The sequence below is a fragment of the Providencia sp. UF-224 genome (genome assembly GCF_058245955.1).
The window spans coordinates 40,851-55,692 of sequence record NZ_JBSICC010000027.1; the positions used below are offsets into that span (position 1 = coordinate 40,851).

A 14,842-nucleotide genomic window follows, 5' to 3' on the forward strand; every position below is an offset into this window, starting at 1 on the left:
CCGCCTTAATCCTGCATAAGGCGGTTAATACAGAATATGACACTAAAGATTAAATACTCGGGCTAGTTTACCATTACCTTTAATGGTAACACTTTCCTCATACGCAGGTAGAAAAACAGACTCACCAGAATCAATGCTAATTTCTTTGTCACCTGAGTTTAAAACTAACTCGCCTTCAATACAGAATAAAATTGAGGCTGTATCATTAGTTAGGGTAACTCCCGAGTGGTTAATAGAATATATATTAAATGAAAAATCTTCTACTGGAATATGATATTTCCAGATATTTCCAGATTTTTCGGGCGTATTTAACAAATTATGAGCAGCTGTAGGCTTAAAATCGATATTGGCAATTAATTCAGGGATATCGATATGTTTATTTGTGAGACCTGCACGTAACACATTATCCGAATTAGCCATTACCTCTAAACCAACACCTTCTAAATAGGCATGTGGTGTTCTTGCGTACAAAAACATAGCTTCGCCAGGTTGGAGTTCAATAACATTTAAAAGAAGAGGGGTGAATAAGCCATTATCTTCTGGATATAGACTGACCATCTGCTTTATTGAATCCCAAGGCTCTCCTTGGCGGCTATTTAACGCTGCTTTTAATACACCTAGTGCTAACTCTTTTTGTTCTCCTGCCAGATTAAGAATTTGTGCAAATAATCGCGCAAGTTTTTCTTCAGTTGGTGACTGTACAAATAACTGAATATCAGGATGAGCAGCAGAAACAAAATCAAGTAAAGCCGCAATTTCACCTAGTGGTCGAAATGCATTCATAGCTTTAAATGCTGTTAACGCATAAATTAACTCAGGCTTATGATTGTCATCTTTGTAATTACGGATGGGGGAGTCCAATGGAATACCCGCTGCATTCTCTTTAGCAAATCCCACTTCGGCATACGCCTTATTGGGATGAACTTGCACTGACAAAGGTTGAGCAGCGCAAAGCACTTTAAATAGGAACGGTAATCGGTGATAGGCTTGAGCAACCTTTTTGCCCAAATAGGCTTCTGGATTGCTTTCAATTAGCGTATTTAAGGGCGTTGTTTGACCGTTTTGGCTATCAACGACGTCTGAACTTGCTTTGGGATGTGCGCCCATCCAAAGCTCAGCCATTGGTAAATGGTCTGGATTTGGTACGCCATAGAGTTGGGTTAGGGCTGTTTTACTGCCCCAATCATAATTTTGGACTTTGTTTATCATTTTAAGCATAGCAAAATTCTCTTTTTTGTAAAAATCAACTCATTTCCTTAACATCGGGACACAATAAGCTCGACCAAGTCTCATAAATGAAATTCAATTTGTGGCATTATACTGCTCGGTTATTTGCTTACCTGCAAGCAGATGATTCTAAAATCAATTATTCTGTGTATGTACCTAAGGAGATAGTAATGGCAGCCACTCGCATTGAAAAAGACTCAATGGGACCCATCGAAGTACCTGCTGACCAATTGTGGGGCGCGCAAACGCAGCGTTCTTTAGAACATTTCCGTATATCTGTAGAAAAAATGCCTGTTGCACTTATCCACGCGCTTGCGATTACTAAAAAAGCCGCTGCAAGTGTTAACATGGATTTGGGTTTACTGGCTAAAGAGCGTGGCGATGCAATCATTGCTGCCGCTGACGAAGTATTAGCTGGTAAACACCCAACAGAATTCCCTCTGGCTATTTGGCAAACGGGTTCTGGTACACAAAGTAACATGAACATGAATGAAGTGTTAGCAAATCGTGGAAGTGAAATTTTAGGTGGTCAAAGAGGTAATGACCGTCTTATTCACCCAAACGATGATGTTAACAAAAGCCAAAGCTCAAATGATGTCTTCCCAACTGCGATGCACGTCGCTGCTGTTGTAGCGATTCGTGAACATCTGCTCCCAGAACTGAAAATTTTGCATAAAACCTTAGATGCAAAAGCTAAAGAATTTAAAGACATTGTTAAAATTGGCCGTACCCACTTACAAGATGCAACACCGCTGACTTTAGGCCAAGAAATTTCTGGGTGGGCTGCGATGTTAGCACACAGTGAAAAGCACATTGAAAATTCAGTTCCTCATGTCTGTGAATTAGCTTTAGGCGGTACAGCGGTCGGTACGGGGTTGAATACTCATCCGGAATATGCTGTTCGTGTCGCGAAAAAAATCGCTGAATTAACTGGGCAACCATTTATTACTGCACCGAATAAATTCGAAGCACTTGCAACGTGTGATAGCTTAGTTCATGCACACGGTGCGTTAAAAGGTCTAGCGGCATCATTAATGAAAATCGCTAATGATGTAAGATGGTTAGCTTCTGGTCCTCGTTGTGGTATAGGTGAAATTTCAATTCCAGAAAACGAACCGGGTAGTTCTATCATGCCAGGTAAAGTTAACCCGACACAATGTGAAGCATTAACTATGCTGTGTGCTCAAGTCATGGGTAACGATGTAGCAGTGAATATCGGTGGCGCTTCTGGTAACTTTGAGTTAAACGTTTTCCGCCCAATGTTAATCGATAACTTCCTGCAATCTGTTCGTTTATTAGCAGATGGTATGCGCAGTTTCAACGAACACTGTGCAGTAGGTATCGAGCCTAACCGTGAGCGCATTGAAAAATTACTGCATGAATCATTGATGCTAGTGACCGCGCTAAATACACACATTGGTTATGATAAAGCCGCTGAAATTGCGAAAAAAGCACATAAAGAAGGCCTAACTCTGAAAGAGTCTGCATTAAAACTGAACTACTTAACTGAAGAGCAGTTTAATGACTGGGTTCGTCCAGAGGACATGGTTGGTAGTATGAAATCTTAAACTAAACGTTAAGATTAAATTTATAACGCCCGGTGGCATTAGTCAGCGGGTGTTTTTTATCGCTCAATATAAAGGTTTAATCGCGGGATCAATAACTCAACCGGTTTCGCTCGAGGGCGATTACGTAAAGCAATATTGTCCACGTGGTAGTCTGGTAGCTCCCCAATCTTAATTTCTGCCAATGTTTTCTCCACGGCAAAAACAAATAATGGTGTTGCACAGGCAAATTGCGTTTGTTTTTGCTGTGCTTTATCCCAAACCCGCGCAATTGGCTGCACTTTTACCGGGCGCTGTGTTTTTAAAATGGCATCATGGGGAAGGGACTCAATCAATTGTATTTCTGTTTTTAACTGCAACTGCCAATGTTCTCTCGGTAGATGCGCGGGGCAACGGCCACTCTCTAAACTATATTGTAATTTATCGAGTAAAGCCTCTTTGGTGATTTTATTGATCACTTTTTTATTAGCCCAGCCAAAGCCCAAGGTGTCTATATCAACTAAATCAGTCAGTGTGCGATAAGTATTGAGGGTGAGTAGGCCGTGCAAACTTTCACGAATAAAATCAAAGCGCTGAGCTTCATCAACCTGGGTTACAATATTTTTAATTGTGCTCTTTAATTGATTTATTTCGGTAACTAACTGATGAAACTGTTGGTAGCCTTGATTATCTGTTTGGATACATACAACACCCGGTAAACGAATTGCTGTTTTATTACTCAGCTCATCGGATTTATGGTGAATAAATAACAGATTGAGTAGGGTAATGACTTTATCAATGGCTTCTTTTCCTGAAATCTTATCGACAATAATTTCGCTTATCTCATTGTTTTCGTCACCTTTAGCGGTATCGGGTAATGTAAAAACATGGGCAATATAGTGGGTTTGTTCTGATAGTAAGTGTGAAAGTTGTTTAATTTGTAGCTCTAATAAGTTAAATGACTCTAGTAATATCTGTTTTTTATTCATATTAGTTACAACATTCTATGTGTTTAAATTAGAATAACATCCGCATCCAGTTAAAACAAACAAAAGAGGCTAAAAAAGGAAGGGGAGTGCTATTCCCCTTATTCTAACATGATTTCTAACTAACAGGCGTGAGAACTATATTTAAATCAATTACTTGATAGAACGCATTTGGTGTGTCTGCTATTGTCCAAACAGCTAAAACAGTTTGCGGCCCATGATTTAGCACTGGTAAACGACAGCTATGACTTTCCTGATCATTCACAGGTCCTACTTGGTCAACCTTACAAAAAGGGGTTGATTCAAACTGGTTACGCGTTAAGGGGGCGTTTGGATTCCAATCTTTTTTAGTAATAAAATATTCCCATTTTGTTGTCTTATGTTTTGCTGTTATTTTCCATCTAAAATCAATAGAGATATACTCTAATTTTGAACGTTTCCAACGAGTTACAGATTGTTCGTCAAGTTGGCTAAAACGAGCAATTCCCGCACTTGCTAATTTACCATCAGCTGGGCCTGCCTGAGGAAAACCTTTAGGGCCTTCAAGAGATTGAGGTTCATATTGCACTGGGCCGCAATTGGTATTTTCGCCTTTTTGACAATAATACGCACGACTTTCGGGAAATTCGACATATCCATGAGACCAAGCAAGGAAACTACAACTGAATAGAATAGGGACAAGCAACATCTGTTTCATACGGACTCCTCGTTATTAAAAGAAGTAATATCATCCAGTAATAACGAGGTGAGGAAAATTTTAACCTTTATCAGCGTCTAAGCTAATGATCGTAACAGCCTGATTTTAGACGGTATGCAATAATAACGCCAACCAATAATATCCCTGCAATGAATAAAGCAACACCATTCCAACCATAATAAGCCCAAAATAAGCCACCAACGGTCCCTGCAATGCTTGAGCCTGCATAGTAACTGAATAAGTACAGTGATGATGCCTGCCCGCGAGCTCGTTTAGCTCTGCGTCCAACCCAGCTACTTGCAACAGAATGTGCAGCGAAAAATCCGGTTGTTAGTAAGGTCATACCCAATAAAACAACCCACACATTCGAATGCAGTGTCACTAAAATACCTAATAACATCATGCCAATAGCGGCAATCAAAATATTACCCAAACCGTATTTTTGGGTTAGGCTACCTGTTTTCGTTGCACTGTATGTCCCTGTTAAGTAGATAATAGATAAAAATCCAACGGTAGATTGCGAAAAATTATAAGGGGCTTCTAACAAACGGTAGCCAATATAGTTGTACATTGTGACGAAGCCACCCATCAGAACGAAGCCTTCAACAAATAACCAAGGTAAACCCTTGTCTCTAAAATGAAGATGTAGATTAACCCATAAGTTTTTCGGTTTTAACGAACTGGCACGAAAGTGCTGTGAAGGGGGTAATAAGCGCCAAAAACCGATCGCTGCGATCAACGCTAAAGTACCTAAAATCACTACAGCCACACGCCATGAAAAATAATCAGCAACCACCCCAGTCATTAAGCGACCACTCATCCCACCAATTGAGTTACCGCTGATATAAAGTCCCATGGAAAGAGCCACATAACTTGGGTGAATTTCTTCACTTAAATAGGTCATCGCAACGGCCGCAACACCACTTAACGACAAGCCAACTAAGGCTCTAGCAATCAAAATGCCTTGCCAGCTTTGCATCACTGAACTTAATAATGTAAATAACGCCGCACAGGTTAAGGCGATTACCATCACGTTTTTACGTCCAATCGCATCAGATATTGGCCCTGTGATTAATAAGCCTAAAGCCATTAACCCTGTACTTAATGAGAGTGCCAGGCTGGCTGTTGCAGGGGAAACATTAAAATCAGCGGATAACAACGGCAAAATAGGCTGCACAAAATAGAGCAAGGCAAACGTTGCAAAGCCTACAGTAAAAAAAGAAAGTGTTACGCGTAAATATAATGCATCATCTCTTTGAATATAATGTTTTTTAGGTGATACATGTACTGCCGAGTCGGTTCTTTCCCTTTCAGTAGGTTGCTCAGTAGTTAGGCTATTAGATGAGTGTTCCATATGTATTCCTTGTCATACCAACTCGTTTGATTTCGATCAAAGAATAGAAATTCCTATGTTTTTTGTCTAATATATTAATTATGTCGAATAATACTTTAAAAGTATCAATAGCCAATGAACATTGAACTTAGACATTTACGTTATTTTATTGCAGTTGCGGAAGAGCTTCATTTTGGCCGAGCAGCAGAACGCCTACATATCTCCCAACCACCTTTAAGCCAGCAAATACAAGCACTTGAAGAACATATACATGCAAAATTATTAGAGCGAAATAATCGAAATGTTGCGCTAACCCCCGCAGGTAACATGTTTTTAAAGGAAGCTTATCAGATACTTTCTCAAGTAGACGCTGCGGCAACAAAAGCAGCACGAATGGAGAAAGGTGAATTAGGTGAACTTTCAATTGGTTTCACTTCAACTACGCCATTTATGCATAAAGTCACGATGAGTTTACGTCAATATCGTGAAGCCTACCCGGAAGTATCAATACACATGCACCAAATGAATACGAAACAGCAAATTGCGCCGTTGATCACGGGGCGAATTGATATGGGGATCATGCGAAATACCATTTTGCCCGAGCAACTTGACTACCAATTACTCTTTAAAGAGTCATTTATGGTCGCTGTTTATGAGGGGCATCCGTTACTCGAATATGAGAAGCAAGGCATTGATATTCAACAGCTTGCAAACTACCCATTAATCTTTTTTGAACGAGAAGTTGGTACAGCTCTTTATGATGAAATTAACCGTTTATTGACTTCTGCGGGTATTGTGCCAAAAATTTCCCAAGAGGCGGGTGAAGCAATGACAATACTTGGCCTCGTTTCCGCAGGAATGGGGATCTCGATTATTACAGAGTCATTCACTCGCATGAAAGTTGATGGTGTCAGGTATGTAAAACTCACTAATATTGAGGCATCATCTGAAGTGTGGTTGGTTTATAATACCCGTAGAACGTTGCCAGCGGTGGCCAAAAAACTCACCCATCTTTTGATTTCCAATATTGTGGGTAAATAATCGTGACTAACATCACAATTAATATGTATATGAAATCATTAATATACATAATAAGGCATAATAACTGATTGCTTTATAAAGGATTTAACAATAACCATGCTGAATCAAACAGGCCATATTGACCAAATTAAACAATTAAACACGGGTATCGTGTATCGAATTATTGATCAGCATGGTCCTATCTCTCGTATTGCCTTATCTAAGCAAGCCTCTCTCGCCCCTGCCAGCATTACAAAAATCACGCGTGAGCTCATGGATGCTCATTTAATTAAAGAGTTAGAATTCCCAGTATTGGGGTTACGCGGGCGTCCTGCTGTGGGGCTGGTGATTGAGAGTGAAGGGTGGCAATTTCTTTCAATGGTTATTGAGCCACGTAAAATCACTGTTTCATTGAAGGAAATCAACGGCACGACGTTAGCTCAAAACCAATACCCTTTTGATGTAAAGGGTAACGATGCTTTTATTCATGCGTTACTTGAGCTCATCAGCCAGTTTTTTGCCGATCATCAACCTTTAATTGAACGACTTACCGCCATCAGTATTTTAGCTGAAGGGATTTTAGACCCGTACCAAGGCACCATCCACCAATTAGCGGGGTTTGATATCAAAGCACTGCCAATTTCTGAACACCTCACGAAGCAAACAGGGTTACCCGTTTACTTGCACCCAACAGTAGATGCATTAGCGCTAATGGATCATTTCGCGTTCTCCGCCAAACGGCAGGTAAAAAATATTATTTACCTGCAACTCCATGATGTTGTTAATGTAACTGTCCTCAACCAAGGGTCAACCTTAGATGCGAACACGCGAAAGCCTCTTCTTTTTGGGCACAGTCAATCTGATGAGTCCTACCAAGTTACGTGTTATTGTGGTGGCAAAGGCTGCTTAGAAAGGGAAGTTTCTATTTCGGCTATCGAACAAAAAGCTAATATTTTACTCGATAACTACGCGAATACCGTTTTACACCAAAGTGAAATTTCAATTGATAAAATTTGCGCTGGCGCAATATTGGGCGATGACCTTTGTGTTTATCTAATGGAAGATGTCGCAAAACAACTCGCAAAGCCATTGGCACTTATGATGAATTTGCTTGGTACAGAATTAATCCTTATTAATTCACCTTTAAATGTTGCATCAACGGTATTATTTGAACAGTTACATCAGTACATACAACAAAATGCATCTCCTCTGTATAGTGCTAATTTATTGATAGAAAAATCTAATTTTTCCATAGTAGAGAGTGAATCTACATTAATTCAGCGTGCTTTGTATGATGGTTCACTATTGCTACAATTGCTACAAGGTTAAAACAATTCGATAAACTTTTGACTATCGACCACAAAATTGAGCTAACGCAAACTTATCACTTTCCCATTCCCATAAACTGAATCCATATCATTTTTGCAGCTTATTGCTGTGCGAGTCTGTCACTTCAGGATAGAAAAAGACCATGATCAATCTATTTATTACCGGGACAGATACAGATGTCGGGAAGACAGTATCGACGCTTGCAATCTTGCAAGCACTCAATGGGCAAGGAATTAAAGCAGTAGGATACAAACCTATTGCCGATCAATGCATTGATACCCCTGAAGGAGTCAGGAATAAAGATGCTTTGCTGATCCATAGCGTGTCTAAAGACCTTGTTTCTTATGATGAAGTTAATCCTGTTCGTATTACGGATAACTACAGTCATGAGAACAGCATAGATTTTAGTAAGATAAAACAAGGTTTAGAACACTTGCATAATCAGTGTGATATGGTGGTCATCGAAGGAAATGGCGGTTGGCGTTATTTGCTTGATGATAATACATTTTATACAGACTGGCTAAAAGGGCAATCAGTTGGTGTCATCTTAGTTGTCGGAATTCAACATGGTTGTGTCAATCATGCTCTGTTAACTGCGGATGCAATTAGGGCGGATGGTTTACCATTAATTGGTTGGATGGCTAACCGAATTAATCCTGGTCTTGCACATTATGCGCAAATTATTGAACGTTTACAGCACCATATCAAGGCACCATTGATTGGCGAAATTCCGTATTTATTACGACCAGAAGAGCGTGATTTAGGGCATTATTTGCATATCGAAAAATTGCAGGAATTTATCACAGTACCTGCATAATCGATTGAATAACAAGACAAGTAAAAAGGGCGACTATGAAGTCGCCCTTTATTTTGTTGTTTATTCAACTCTAGTGACGAGTATAAATAATTTTGTATGAATCATTTTGGCAGTGACCGACAACTTGCCCTTTAGCAGGGTCAACTTCATCATTAGGAACTGCAACTAAACTGAAATTATCGGCAGGTACGCCATTATTGATAATTTTCTGTTTAATTTCCTCTATCACGCTTTCACATGACGCTTGAGCAAAAGCCGGTACTAACATCACTAAGAATAATGGAATTAATAATTTCTTTTGCATCTTTCCTCCTTGATTAAATGATCCCACAAAGTACAAATCAAAACTTATGGGTTAATTGGGCGTCCAGTACCTACATCTAAACAACGCTTTGTACTCGGCTCCCAATAAGCATTAAGATTTAAGCTTTTTTCACATTTGTCTTTTGCATCAAATGCCGCATCAATCTTATCGAACTCTTTTTCAGTACGTGTGTTGACCTTATTACGCAGCATGCGGGTATTATCCCATTGCTCTTTCTCTTGTCGGGCTTGCTCTTTGTTTAAGGTGTCATCACCTTTGCCAACAGAAACACAAGTACTGCCCGCGGTACATGAGGTTGTGGTATTCCCCTGAGCCGCTGGTGCAGCTGTAGCCCAAAGTAATGGCAGACAAACACAAACTGCTGCGATGCCTTTCTTCAAAATATTCTGTGTGCTCATGTAAATTCCTTACTAAACAGGGTCTATAGACTGAGTATAGCCAAAAATAAACTGTTTCGTCTGTAGAGAATAGTACGAAAATTAAAGTTGTTTATGAATGGTTAAACCAGCGAATGTTTGGCAAACTGGCATTAACTCAAGCGTATTAACGTTCATATGGGCTGGAAGTGTTGCCACCCAAAAGACGGTTTCTGCGATATCTTCAGGGGTTAGGGCTTCTGCACCTTTATAGGTATTTGAAGCTTTATCGTCATCACCTTTAAAACGCACATTAGAGAATTCTGTTCCGCCAACTAAACCAGGTTCAATATCAGTGACTCTGATTTTTTTACCTTGTAAATCAGCGCGTAAACCTAATGAAAATTGTTTAACAAACGCTTTAGTGGCGCCGTATACATTTCCACCTTTATAGGGCCAATTTGCCGCAGTCGAGCCAATGTTAATGATATGACCATGATCTTTTGCCACCATACCTTGCAGTACTTCATAAGTCATATTGACCAATCCTTTGGTGTTAGTATCAATCATGACTTCCCAATCATCAGGATTTGCATCAAAAGCAGGTTCCAAGCCCAATGCCAGCCCTGCATTATTGACGAGAACATCAATATTTTTTAAAGAAGAGGGTAAATTAGCAACAGTGGCTTGAATTGCTTTTCTATCTTGAACGTCTAATGTCAGTGGGTGAAAGTTATCGCCTAATTCTTGTTGTAGAGCAACTAAGCGCGCTGTTCTGCGCCCAGTGCCAATAACGGTATGACCTTGCTGAATAAATTTACGCGCGATAGACTCACCAAATCCGGATGATGCACCTGTCACTAATATAATCATGGAAACCTCTGAGTTGTTATTGTTGTATTGCGTAAATTTATTCTAACGCCTTCGAAAGGGAACTACAAAAGTTACTATTCAAGGCCTAAAATATGCTTATCTTTTGGGTAGCTCAACGTATAATTAAACGGAATTTCAATCTGTTGGTTGGGCTCTATAGCAACTTTCCAAGTTAATTCTCCTGTTGTTTTATTTACTATCGCCTGTTTATTATCTATTTCAGATACCTTAATTTCACTGTCTTGGCTAACCGGTAATTGGTCAATAATGGTCAGATTAATTGGCTTCGCATGCATGTTTTTGGCTTTAATTAAATAACCTTCTTTCTGCTCAATAGTCGAACCAATAAAACTTGGTTTTTTCTTCATTTTTTCATTACTTTCACGAGAAATCTGAATATTTTTATCGATGCCAAAAGGAATGAATAGGGTATCGCTCAGTTGATTGGTATCAACTTGGAAATTACCAATATAGGTATTTCCATAATAAATGTTGGCATTACCATTGAGTAAATTCAGCGCCTGCCAATTATCGATATCAGCTTGTAAGAAGACGTCTTCAGCCAATTTTGGTGTCGTTGTGTATTGGTACTTCCCTGTCACATCCGCTTGCTTGATGGTTAACGAGTTGGGTTTTGTACTGCTTTTTAGGCTATAAGGTAATGAAATATCGTAATTTAAATTAATGCCATTGTTTGATGCAGTGACAAAATCGGCAATGCCTGAGCTATCACGCTTTTTTCTTGCGCTCATACTGGTTTCTGCCATTGCAATAGGAGCCGGAGCCGCTTGCATTAGGGCTCGGGATTCATACTGCACGCTATCATCGTAAACCGATAATCGCCACGGTTGCAGGTTAAGTGGTGTAATATTTTTAGACGGATTAACCGAGGATAAGGTTAAATTGACGTCTTTCCAATCAATCCCTGTATTTTGCACAATATTAGCTTTGTAGGTAAGAACAATAGGGGATTCAGCATCTTGGCTACGAAAATCATAACTTGGGGACCATGCAGCATCAGGGGTAAGGTAAGAAAGTTGCATCTGTGCTGTGGTCTCATTTTTAGCATCAATGACCATAACGACTTGGGTTTGCTGACCGACAACAGCGGGTGTATTTTCGTCAATCTGCGCTTGTAGTAAGGCATTTTTTTCTTCAAGTGCATCAATTGAGGTTTGGTTTTGCTGCTGTTCTTGCAGTATTTGCGTCATCTGTTGGCGGATAAAACTCAATTTCTGCGATGATTGCTCAATTGTTTGGCTGTTACTTTCACCAAAAAAACGCTGATCTTTCAATAAAGATAATTGTTCCTCACCCACTTTAATTGCAATATTCAAGTTTTCAATTTGCTGGTTATTCTGTTTCTGTTGTTCTTGAAGGGCAATTATTTCAGGGGAATAAACAGGGGATATAGCGACTTTTTGAACATTGATAGAGCGGATAATAACATCATAATTTTTCAGGCTAACTGACAATGTGCGCGGGTCAATATTTGCTGCAATATTGGTTAATACGATGTCGTTTTGGCCTTGTTTAAGTGACAGCGTCACATTATTATCCAACTCAGCCCCACGCAGAAATATTGTCGCATGGTTTAATTTAACACTTTGATTTAAATTACTTTCTGCTTGCGCAAGCGCATGGTTAGCGGCAAGAAGTGATGTCAAAAGTAAGCCACTTGCAATACGAATGGAAACCGTCATAGTTCAACTCCAAGTATAAAGACCAAAACTGGGTAAATGGGCGATTTCCTCATCATATTTTATCCACTTGCCACTTGATAACAGATAAAGCCTAAAAATCAGCTTATTTTTGCAAATTCTTAGAGGAAACAGTAATCTATTCGACTATTTTTATTTAATTTAAGTTGAATTATTATGCCGCCTAAAATTGAATAAATATGGCAAAGGTGAATGGCAGGGATTGCGACTAGTATTGATGGCGGTGAAACTAGAGGAGTATTAGGAAGCAGTTATGAGCCATAAAATATTTATTAAATGGTTTCTAACCTCATGAAATTTCCTTGTAAAACAAAAAGAAGTAAAGCTATATTAATCTATCATTAATAGTTCAAAGGTTAAAATGAAAATATTTAACAGCGCTAGTTTTACAGCTTCAAAAGCGTGGGAAGCTCAAGATATTGCTAATTTTGATGGTACAACTGTCCGTTTACATTGGACTGATAAACCTTATAAATGGCACATCAATGATGGGCAAGAAGTTTTCGCTGTCATGGATGGTTCAGTAGAAATGCACTACAAAGAGAATAACGAAGTTAAAAAAGCGATCCTAAATACAGGTGATATTTTTTATGCCAATGTAGGTTGTGAGCATGTTGCACACCCGATTGGTACCGCTCGAATTTTAGTTATCGAAAAAGAAGGTTCAGTGTGACGATCATTTCATTATCTAACGCTTTTTAAATAAAATGGCCTAAACAACTGAATTACCTGTATGAGGCTAATATCAGCATATCTGCGGCATCGTGTTTAGTTTGTGCCACTCCTCATGTAAGATATGGCTAACAATAAGATATGGACGTACAGATTAACTTCAGAGGTTTTTAATGGCTCATTATATACCATTTAAATATTATGACATGGTGGAAGAATATTCACTGGAATCCGCAGTTCCAGTCACTGAAGAGGAATTCGACCCTCTGGCTCACTATTTTCAGTTATTGCTTACCCGTTTGGCTGATAACGAAGAAATTAGTGAAGAGATGCAAAAAGAAATGGCAAAAGAAGCAGGTATCAACAAAAAATATATTGATGATATAGCTGAGTTTTTGAATAGCTGGGGTAATGACTAAAAAACGGAGCAGGGAAGTATCACACCATTTAATCGAAGTTCTTTGGTGTTATTCAAAGAGGGATAAAACACCCGTCAGCAGGTGTTTTATCTTGTCAGGCAGATGTGACTTATTCTTCGAAATACCAAAATCCCTGATTGATAAATTCGGTTAATTCTGCGACAAAATCAGGATTTTTCAGTGCTTCACCGAGTTCATTCTTTCCAACTTCTGTAAACTGGCATAATGTATCTGCGCCTTTCACTTCTGTAGTAATCCAGCTTTCTGTATTAACGAAGAAATAATCTCCGGTACGCATAACGCGTAATCCGTTCAGCCGTATTAGCTTTTCACCTGCATTCAGCGCACCCAATACTTCTTCAGGCTGATACGGTGGTTCTGGAGGAGCAATATCCAGTTCATGGCGTGGGGTGGTTGCAAAACGACCTAGCCACTGCTCAAAATCACCGGGTTTATTGATCATTTCAATCATCATGGCGCGTAGACGTTCAACCTCATAAGTTTCCATAGTTCCTGCATTTTCGCGCACGGTCAGGTCGGGGTCGCCATAATTTATTCCCCCCAAATCCTGTTCAAGTGCGTAGTCAGCAAAACTACTCAGCAGGTCACGTCCAGTTGGCCCGCGAAAGCCAACAGAATAATTCATGGTATCTTCGAAGGTGAAACCATCATGAGGAAATCCGGGCGGAATATACAAAATATCTCCGGGAGTCATTTCCACGTCAATAATCGGCTCAAACGGATCGACATGTAATAATGCTGGATGTGAGCAGAACTGACGCATCGGAAGGGCATCACCCACACGCCAGCGCCGACGTCCCATTCCTTGGATGATGAAAACGTCATAGTTATCAATATGTGGCCCAACGCCACCACCGGGTACCGAATAGGAGATCATCAAGTCATCAAGACGCCACTCAGGCAGCACACGGAATGGTTTCACCAGTTCAGCGGCAGGAACATGCCAATGGTTGACGGCTTGTACCAGCAATGACCATCCTTTTTCGCCTAATTCGCTGTAATCCTCAAACGGGCCATGGCTCGCTTCCCATTTGTTATCAATGAAGCTAACTAAGCGACTGTCAACTTCCGGCTCCATCGCCAAGCCGGCCAGTTCATCTGGCGTAATAGGGTCAGTAAAATCAGGAAATGCATTTTTCAATACAACGGGTTTTTTCTGCCAGTATTTTTCTAAAAATTCAGGCCAGTTAAGATTTAGTTTGTTAACCATGTGACCACATCTATATGAGTAAATAAGCTGATAATTATAGAGGTAATGCACCGTCATATTTTTGTTTGGCGTCAAGTGCCAGTCAATAACTTTAGGGGAAGATAAATGCGCATATCGAAGGTAATGAAAGATTTATTAGATAAAACTAAGTTTAAAGCCGAAAAAGAACCAACACGATTAACCAGCCAGAACGCTGGATTTCTTCATTTCATACCTAGGTTCGCATAATAGATATGTCGCTATGTTAAAAAGGGTTCTGAGTGATTGCGGTAGAATGGGGTTGCTGTTGACC

The 14,842-nt window shown here is 39.7% G+C and carries 15 protein-coding genes; 6 read left to right on the forward strand and 9 right to left on the reverse strand.

The window, feature by feature from the left end; all coding sequences use genetic code 11:
• Positions 1-42 precede the first annotated feature (42 nt).
• Entirely contained in the window at positions 43-1,218 is a 1,176-nt protein-coding gene (gene manA / locus AC4IFO_RS18855) for a mannose-6-phosphate isomerase (protein WP_490736714.1), read from the reverse strand.
• 179 nt (positions 1,219-1,397) lie between these two features.
• Here manA and fumC point away from each other — a divergent pair, with 179 nt between their 5' ends.
• Complete coding sequence (fumC, locus tag AC4IFO_RS18860) at positions 1,398-2,795, forward strand: class II fumarate hydratase (RefSeq protein WP_490736716.1); 1,398 nt, start codon at positions 1,398-1,400, stop codon at positions 2,793-2,795.
• 56 nt (positions 2,796-2,851) lie between these two features.
• Here the strand turns inward: fumC and tus are convergent, their stop codons facing one another.
• The 3 genes from tus to AC4IFO_RS18875 form a co-directional block, all read right to left on the reverse strand.
• Positions 2,852-3,760, reverse strand: a complete 909-nt coding sequence (gene tus / locus AC4IFO_RS18865) for a DNA replication terminus site-binding protein (protein ID WP_490736718.1) — start codon at positions 3,758-3,760, stop codon at positions 2,852-2,854.
• Between the two features lie 115 nt (positions 3,761-3,875).
• On the reverse strand, positions 3,876-4,454 hold the full coding sequence (locus tag AC4IFO_RS18870) for a lytic polysaccharide monooxygenase (protein WP_490736720.1): 579 nt from the start codon (positions 4,452-4,454) through the stop codon (positions 3,876-3,878).
• A gap of 82 nt (positions 4,455-4,536) precedes the next feature.
• Positions 4,537-5,808 carry an MFS transporter gene (locus tag AC4IFO_RS18875; RefSeq protein WP_490736722.1) on the reverse strand — a complete coding sequence of 424 codons (1,272 nt, stop codon included), beginning with the start codon at positions 5,806-5,808 and terminating at the stop codon, positions 4,537-4,539.
• A 114-nt stretch (positions 5,809-5,922) separates the two neighbouring features.
• On the opposite strand from AC4IFO_RS18875, the gene AC4IFO_RS18880 reads away from it, so the two are divergent.
• The 3 genes from AC4IFO_RS18880 to bioD all read left to right on the forward strand — a co-directional run bounded on the left by AC4IFO_RS18880 (position 5,923) and on the right by bioD (position 8,953).
• Positions 5,923-6,828, forward strand: coding sequence for a LysR family transcriptional regulator (locus tag AC4IFO_RS18880; RefSeq protein ID WP_490736724.1), 906 nt, complete (start codon positions 5,923-5,925; stop codon positions 6,826-6,828).
• A gap of 96 nt (positions 6,829-6,924) precedes the next feature.
• Positions 6,925-8,136, forward strand: a complete 1,212-nt coding sequence (locus AC4IFO_RS18885; RefSeq protein ID WP_490736726.1) for an ROK family protein — start codon at positions 6,925-6,927, stop codon at positions 8,134-8,136.
• Between the two features lie 142 nt (positions 8,137-8,278).
• Positions 8,279-8,953, forward strand: a complete 675-nt coding sequence (gene bioD / locus AC4IFO_RS18890) for a dethiobiotin synthase (protein ID WP_490736728.1) — start codon at positions 8,279-8,281, stop codon at positions 8,951-8,953.
• 70 nt (positions 8,954-9,023) lie between these two features.
• Here the strand turns inward: bioD and AC4IFO_RS18895 are convergent, their stop codons facing one another.
• From AC4IFO_RS18895 to AC4IFO_RS18910, 4 genes are all read right to left on the reverse strand, one after another.
• The gene (locus AC4IFO_RS18895) at positions 9,024-9,257 is read right to left on the reverse strand and encodes a DUF1161 domain-containing protein (protein ID WP_490736730.1); all 234 of its coding nucleotides are present in this window, start codon (positions 9,255-9,257) and stop codon (positions 9,024-9,026) included.
• Positions 9,258-9,301: 44 nt separating this feature from the next.
• Positions 9,302-9,676 (reverse strand): DUF1283 family protein, encoded by a 375-nt coding sequence (locus tag AC4IFO_RS18900; protein WP_490736732.1) that lies wholly within the window; start codon positions 9,674-9,676, stop codon positions 9,302-9,304.
• A gap of 81 nt (positions 9,677-9,757) precedes the next feature.
• Positions 9,758-10,507: a bifunctional NADP-dependent 3-hydroxy acid dehydrogenase/3-hydroxypropionate dehydrogenase YdfG gene (gene ydfG, locus AC4IFO_RS18905; RefSeq protein WP_490736734.1), complete on the reverse strand. Its 750-nt coding sequence runs from the start codon at positions 10,505-10,507 to the stop codon at positions 9,758-9,760.
• Between the two features lie 74 nt (positions 10,508-10,581).
• Entirely contained in the window at positions 10,582-12,210 is a 1,629-nt protein-coding gene (locus AC4IFO_RS18910; protein ID WP_490736736.1) for a DUF4139 domain-containing protein, read from the reverse strand.
• 379 nt (positions 12,211-12,589) lie between these two features.
• Here AC4IFO_RS18910 and AC4IFO_RS18915 point away from each other — a divergent pair, with 379 nt between their 5' ends.
• Together AC4IFO_RS18915 and AC4IFO_RS18920 are read left to right on the forward strand one after the other, a co-directional pair.
• Positions 12,590-12,901, forward strand: a complete 312-nt coding sequence (locus AC4IFO_RS18915) for a cupin domain-containing protein (protein ID WP_490736738.1) — start codon at positions 12,590-12,592, stop codon at positions 12,899-12,901.
• A gap of 172 nt (positions 12,902-13,073) precedes the next feature.
• Positions 13,074-13,319 (forward strand): DUF2543 family protein, encoded by a 246-nt coding sequence (locus tag AC4IFO_RS18920; RefSeq protein WP_490736740.1) that lies wholly within the window; start codon positions 13,074-13,076, stop codon positions 13,317-13,319.
• A gap of 109 nt (positions 13,320-13,428) precedes the next feature.
• Here AC4IFO_RS18920 and AC4IFO_RS18925 read toward each other — a convergent pair whose 3' ends face one another.
• Positions 13,429-14,550 (reverse strand): ribosomal protein uL16 3-hydroxylase, encoded by a 1,122-nt coding sequence (locus AC4IFO_RS18925; protein ID WP_490736742.1) that lies wholly within the window; start codon positions 14,548-14,550, stop codon positions 13,429-13,431.
• Positions 14,551-14,842 lie beyond the last annotated feature (292 nt).

Coding starts and splice junctions, on each gene's coding strand:
- manA (WP_490736714.1), bottom strand. CDS start 1,218: ATGCTTAAAATGATAAACAAAGTCCAAAATTATGATTGGGGCAGTAAA.
- AC4IFO_RS18915 (WP_490736738.1), top strand. CDS start 12,590: ATGAAAATATTTAACAGCGCTAGTTTTACAGCTTCAAAAGCGTGGGAA.
- AC4IFO_RS18870 (WP_490736720.1), bottom strand. CDS start 4,454: ATGAAACAGATGTTGCTTGTCCCTATTCTATTCAGTTGTAGTTTCCTT.
- AC4IFO_RS18920 (WP_490736740.1), top strand. CDS start 13,074: ATGGCTCATTATATACCATTTAAATATTATGACATGGTGGAAGAATAT.
- ydfG (WP_490736734.1), bottom strand. CDS start 10,507: ATGATTATATTAGTGACAGGTGCATCATCCGGATTTGGTGAGTCTATC.
- tus (WP_490736718.1), bottom strand. CDS start 3,760: ATGAATAAAAAACAGATATTACTAGAGTCATTTAACTTATTAGAGCTA.
- AC4IFO_RS18925 (WP_490736742.1), bottom strand. CDS start 14,550: ATGGTTAACAAACTAAATCTTAACTGGCCTGAATTTTTAGAAAAATAC.
- AC4IFO_RS18875 (WP_490736722.1), bottom strand. CDS start 5,808: ATGGAACACTCATCTAATAGCCTAACTACTGAGCAACCTACTGAAAGG.
- AC4IFO_RS18895 (WP_490736730.1), bottom strand. CDS start 9,257: ATGCAAAAGAAATTATTAATTCCATTATTCTTAGTGATGTTAGTACCG.
- AC4IFO_RS18910 (WP_490736736.1), bottom strand. CDS start 12,210: ATGACGGTTTCCATTCGTATTGCAAGTGGCTTACTTTTGACATCACTT.
- AC4IFO_RS18885 (WP_490736726.1), top strand. CDS start 6,925: ATGCTGAATCAAACAGGCCATATTGACCAAATTAAACAATTAAACACG.
- AC4IFO_RS18880 (WP_490736724.1), top strand. CDS start 5,923: ATGAACATTGAACTTAGACATTTACGTTATTTTATTGCAGTTGCGGAA.
- bioD (WP_490736728.1), top strand. CDS start 8,279: ATGATCAATCTATTTATTACCGGGACAGATACAGATGTCGGGAAGACA.
- fumC (WP_490736716.1), top strand. CDS start 1,398: ATGGCAGCCACTCGCATTGAAAAAGACTCAATGGGACCCATCGAAGTA.
- AC4IFO_RS18900 (WP_490736732.1), bottom strand. CDS start 9,676: ATGAGCACACAGAATATTTTGAAGAAAGGCATCGCAGCAGTTTGTGTT.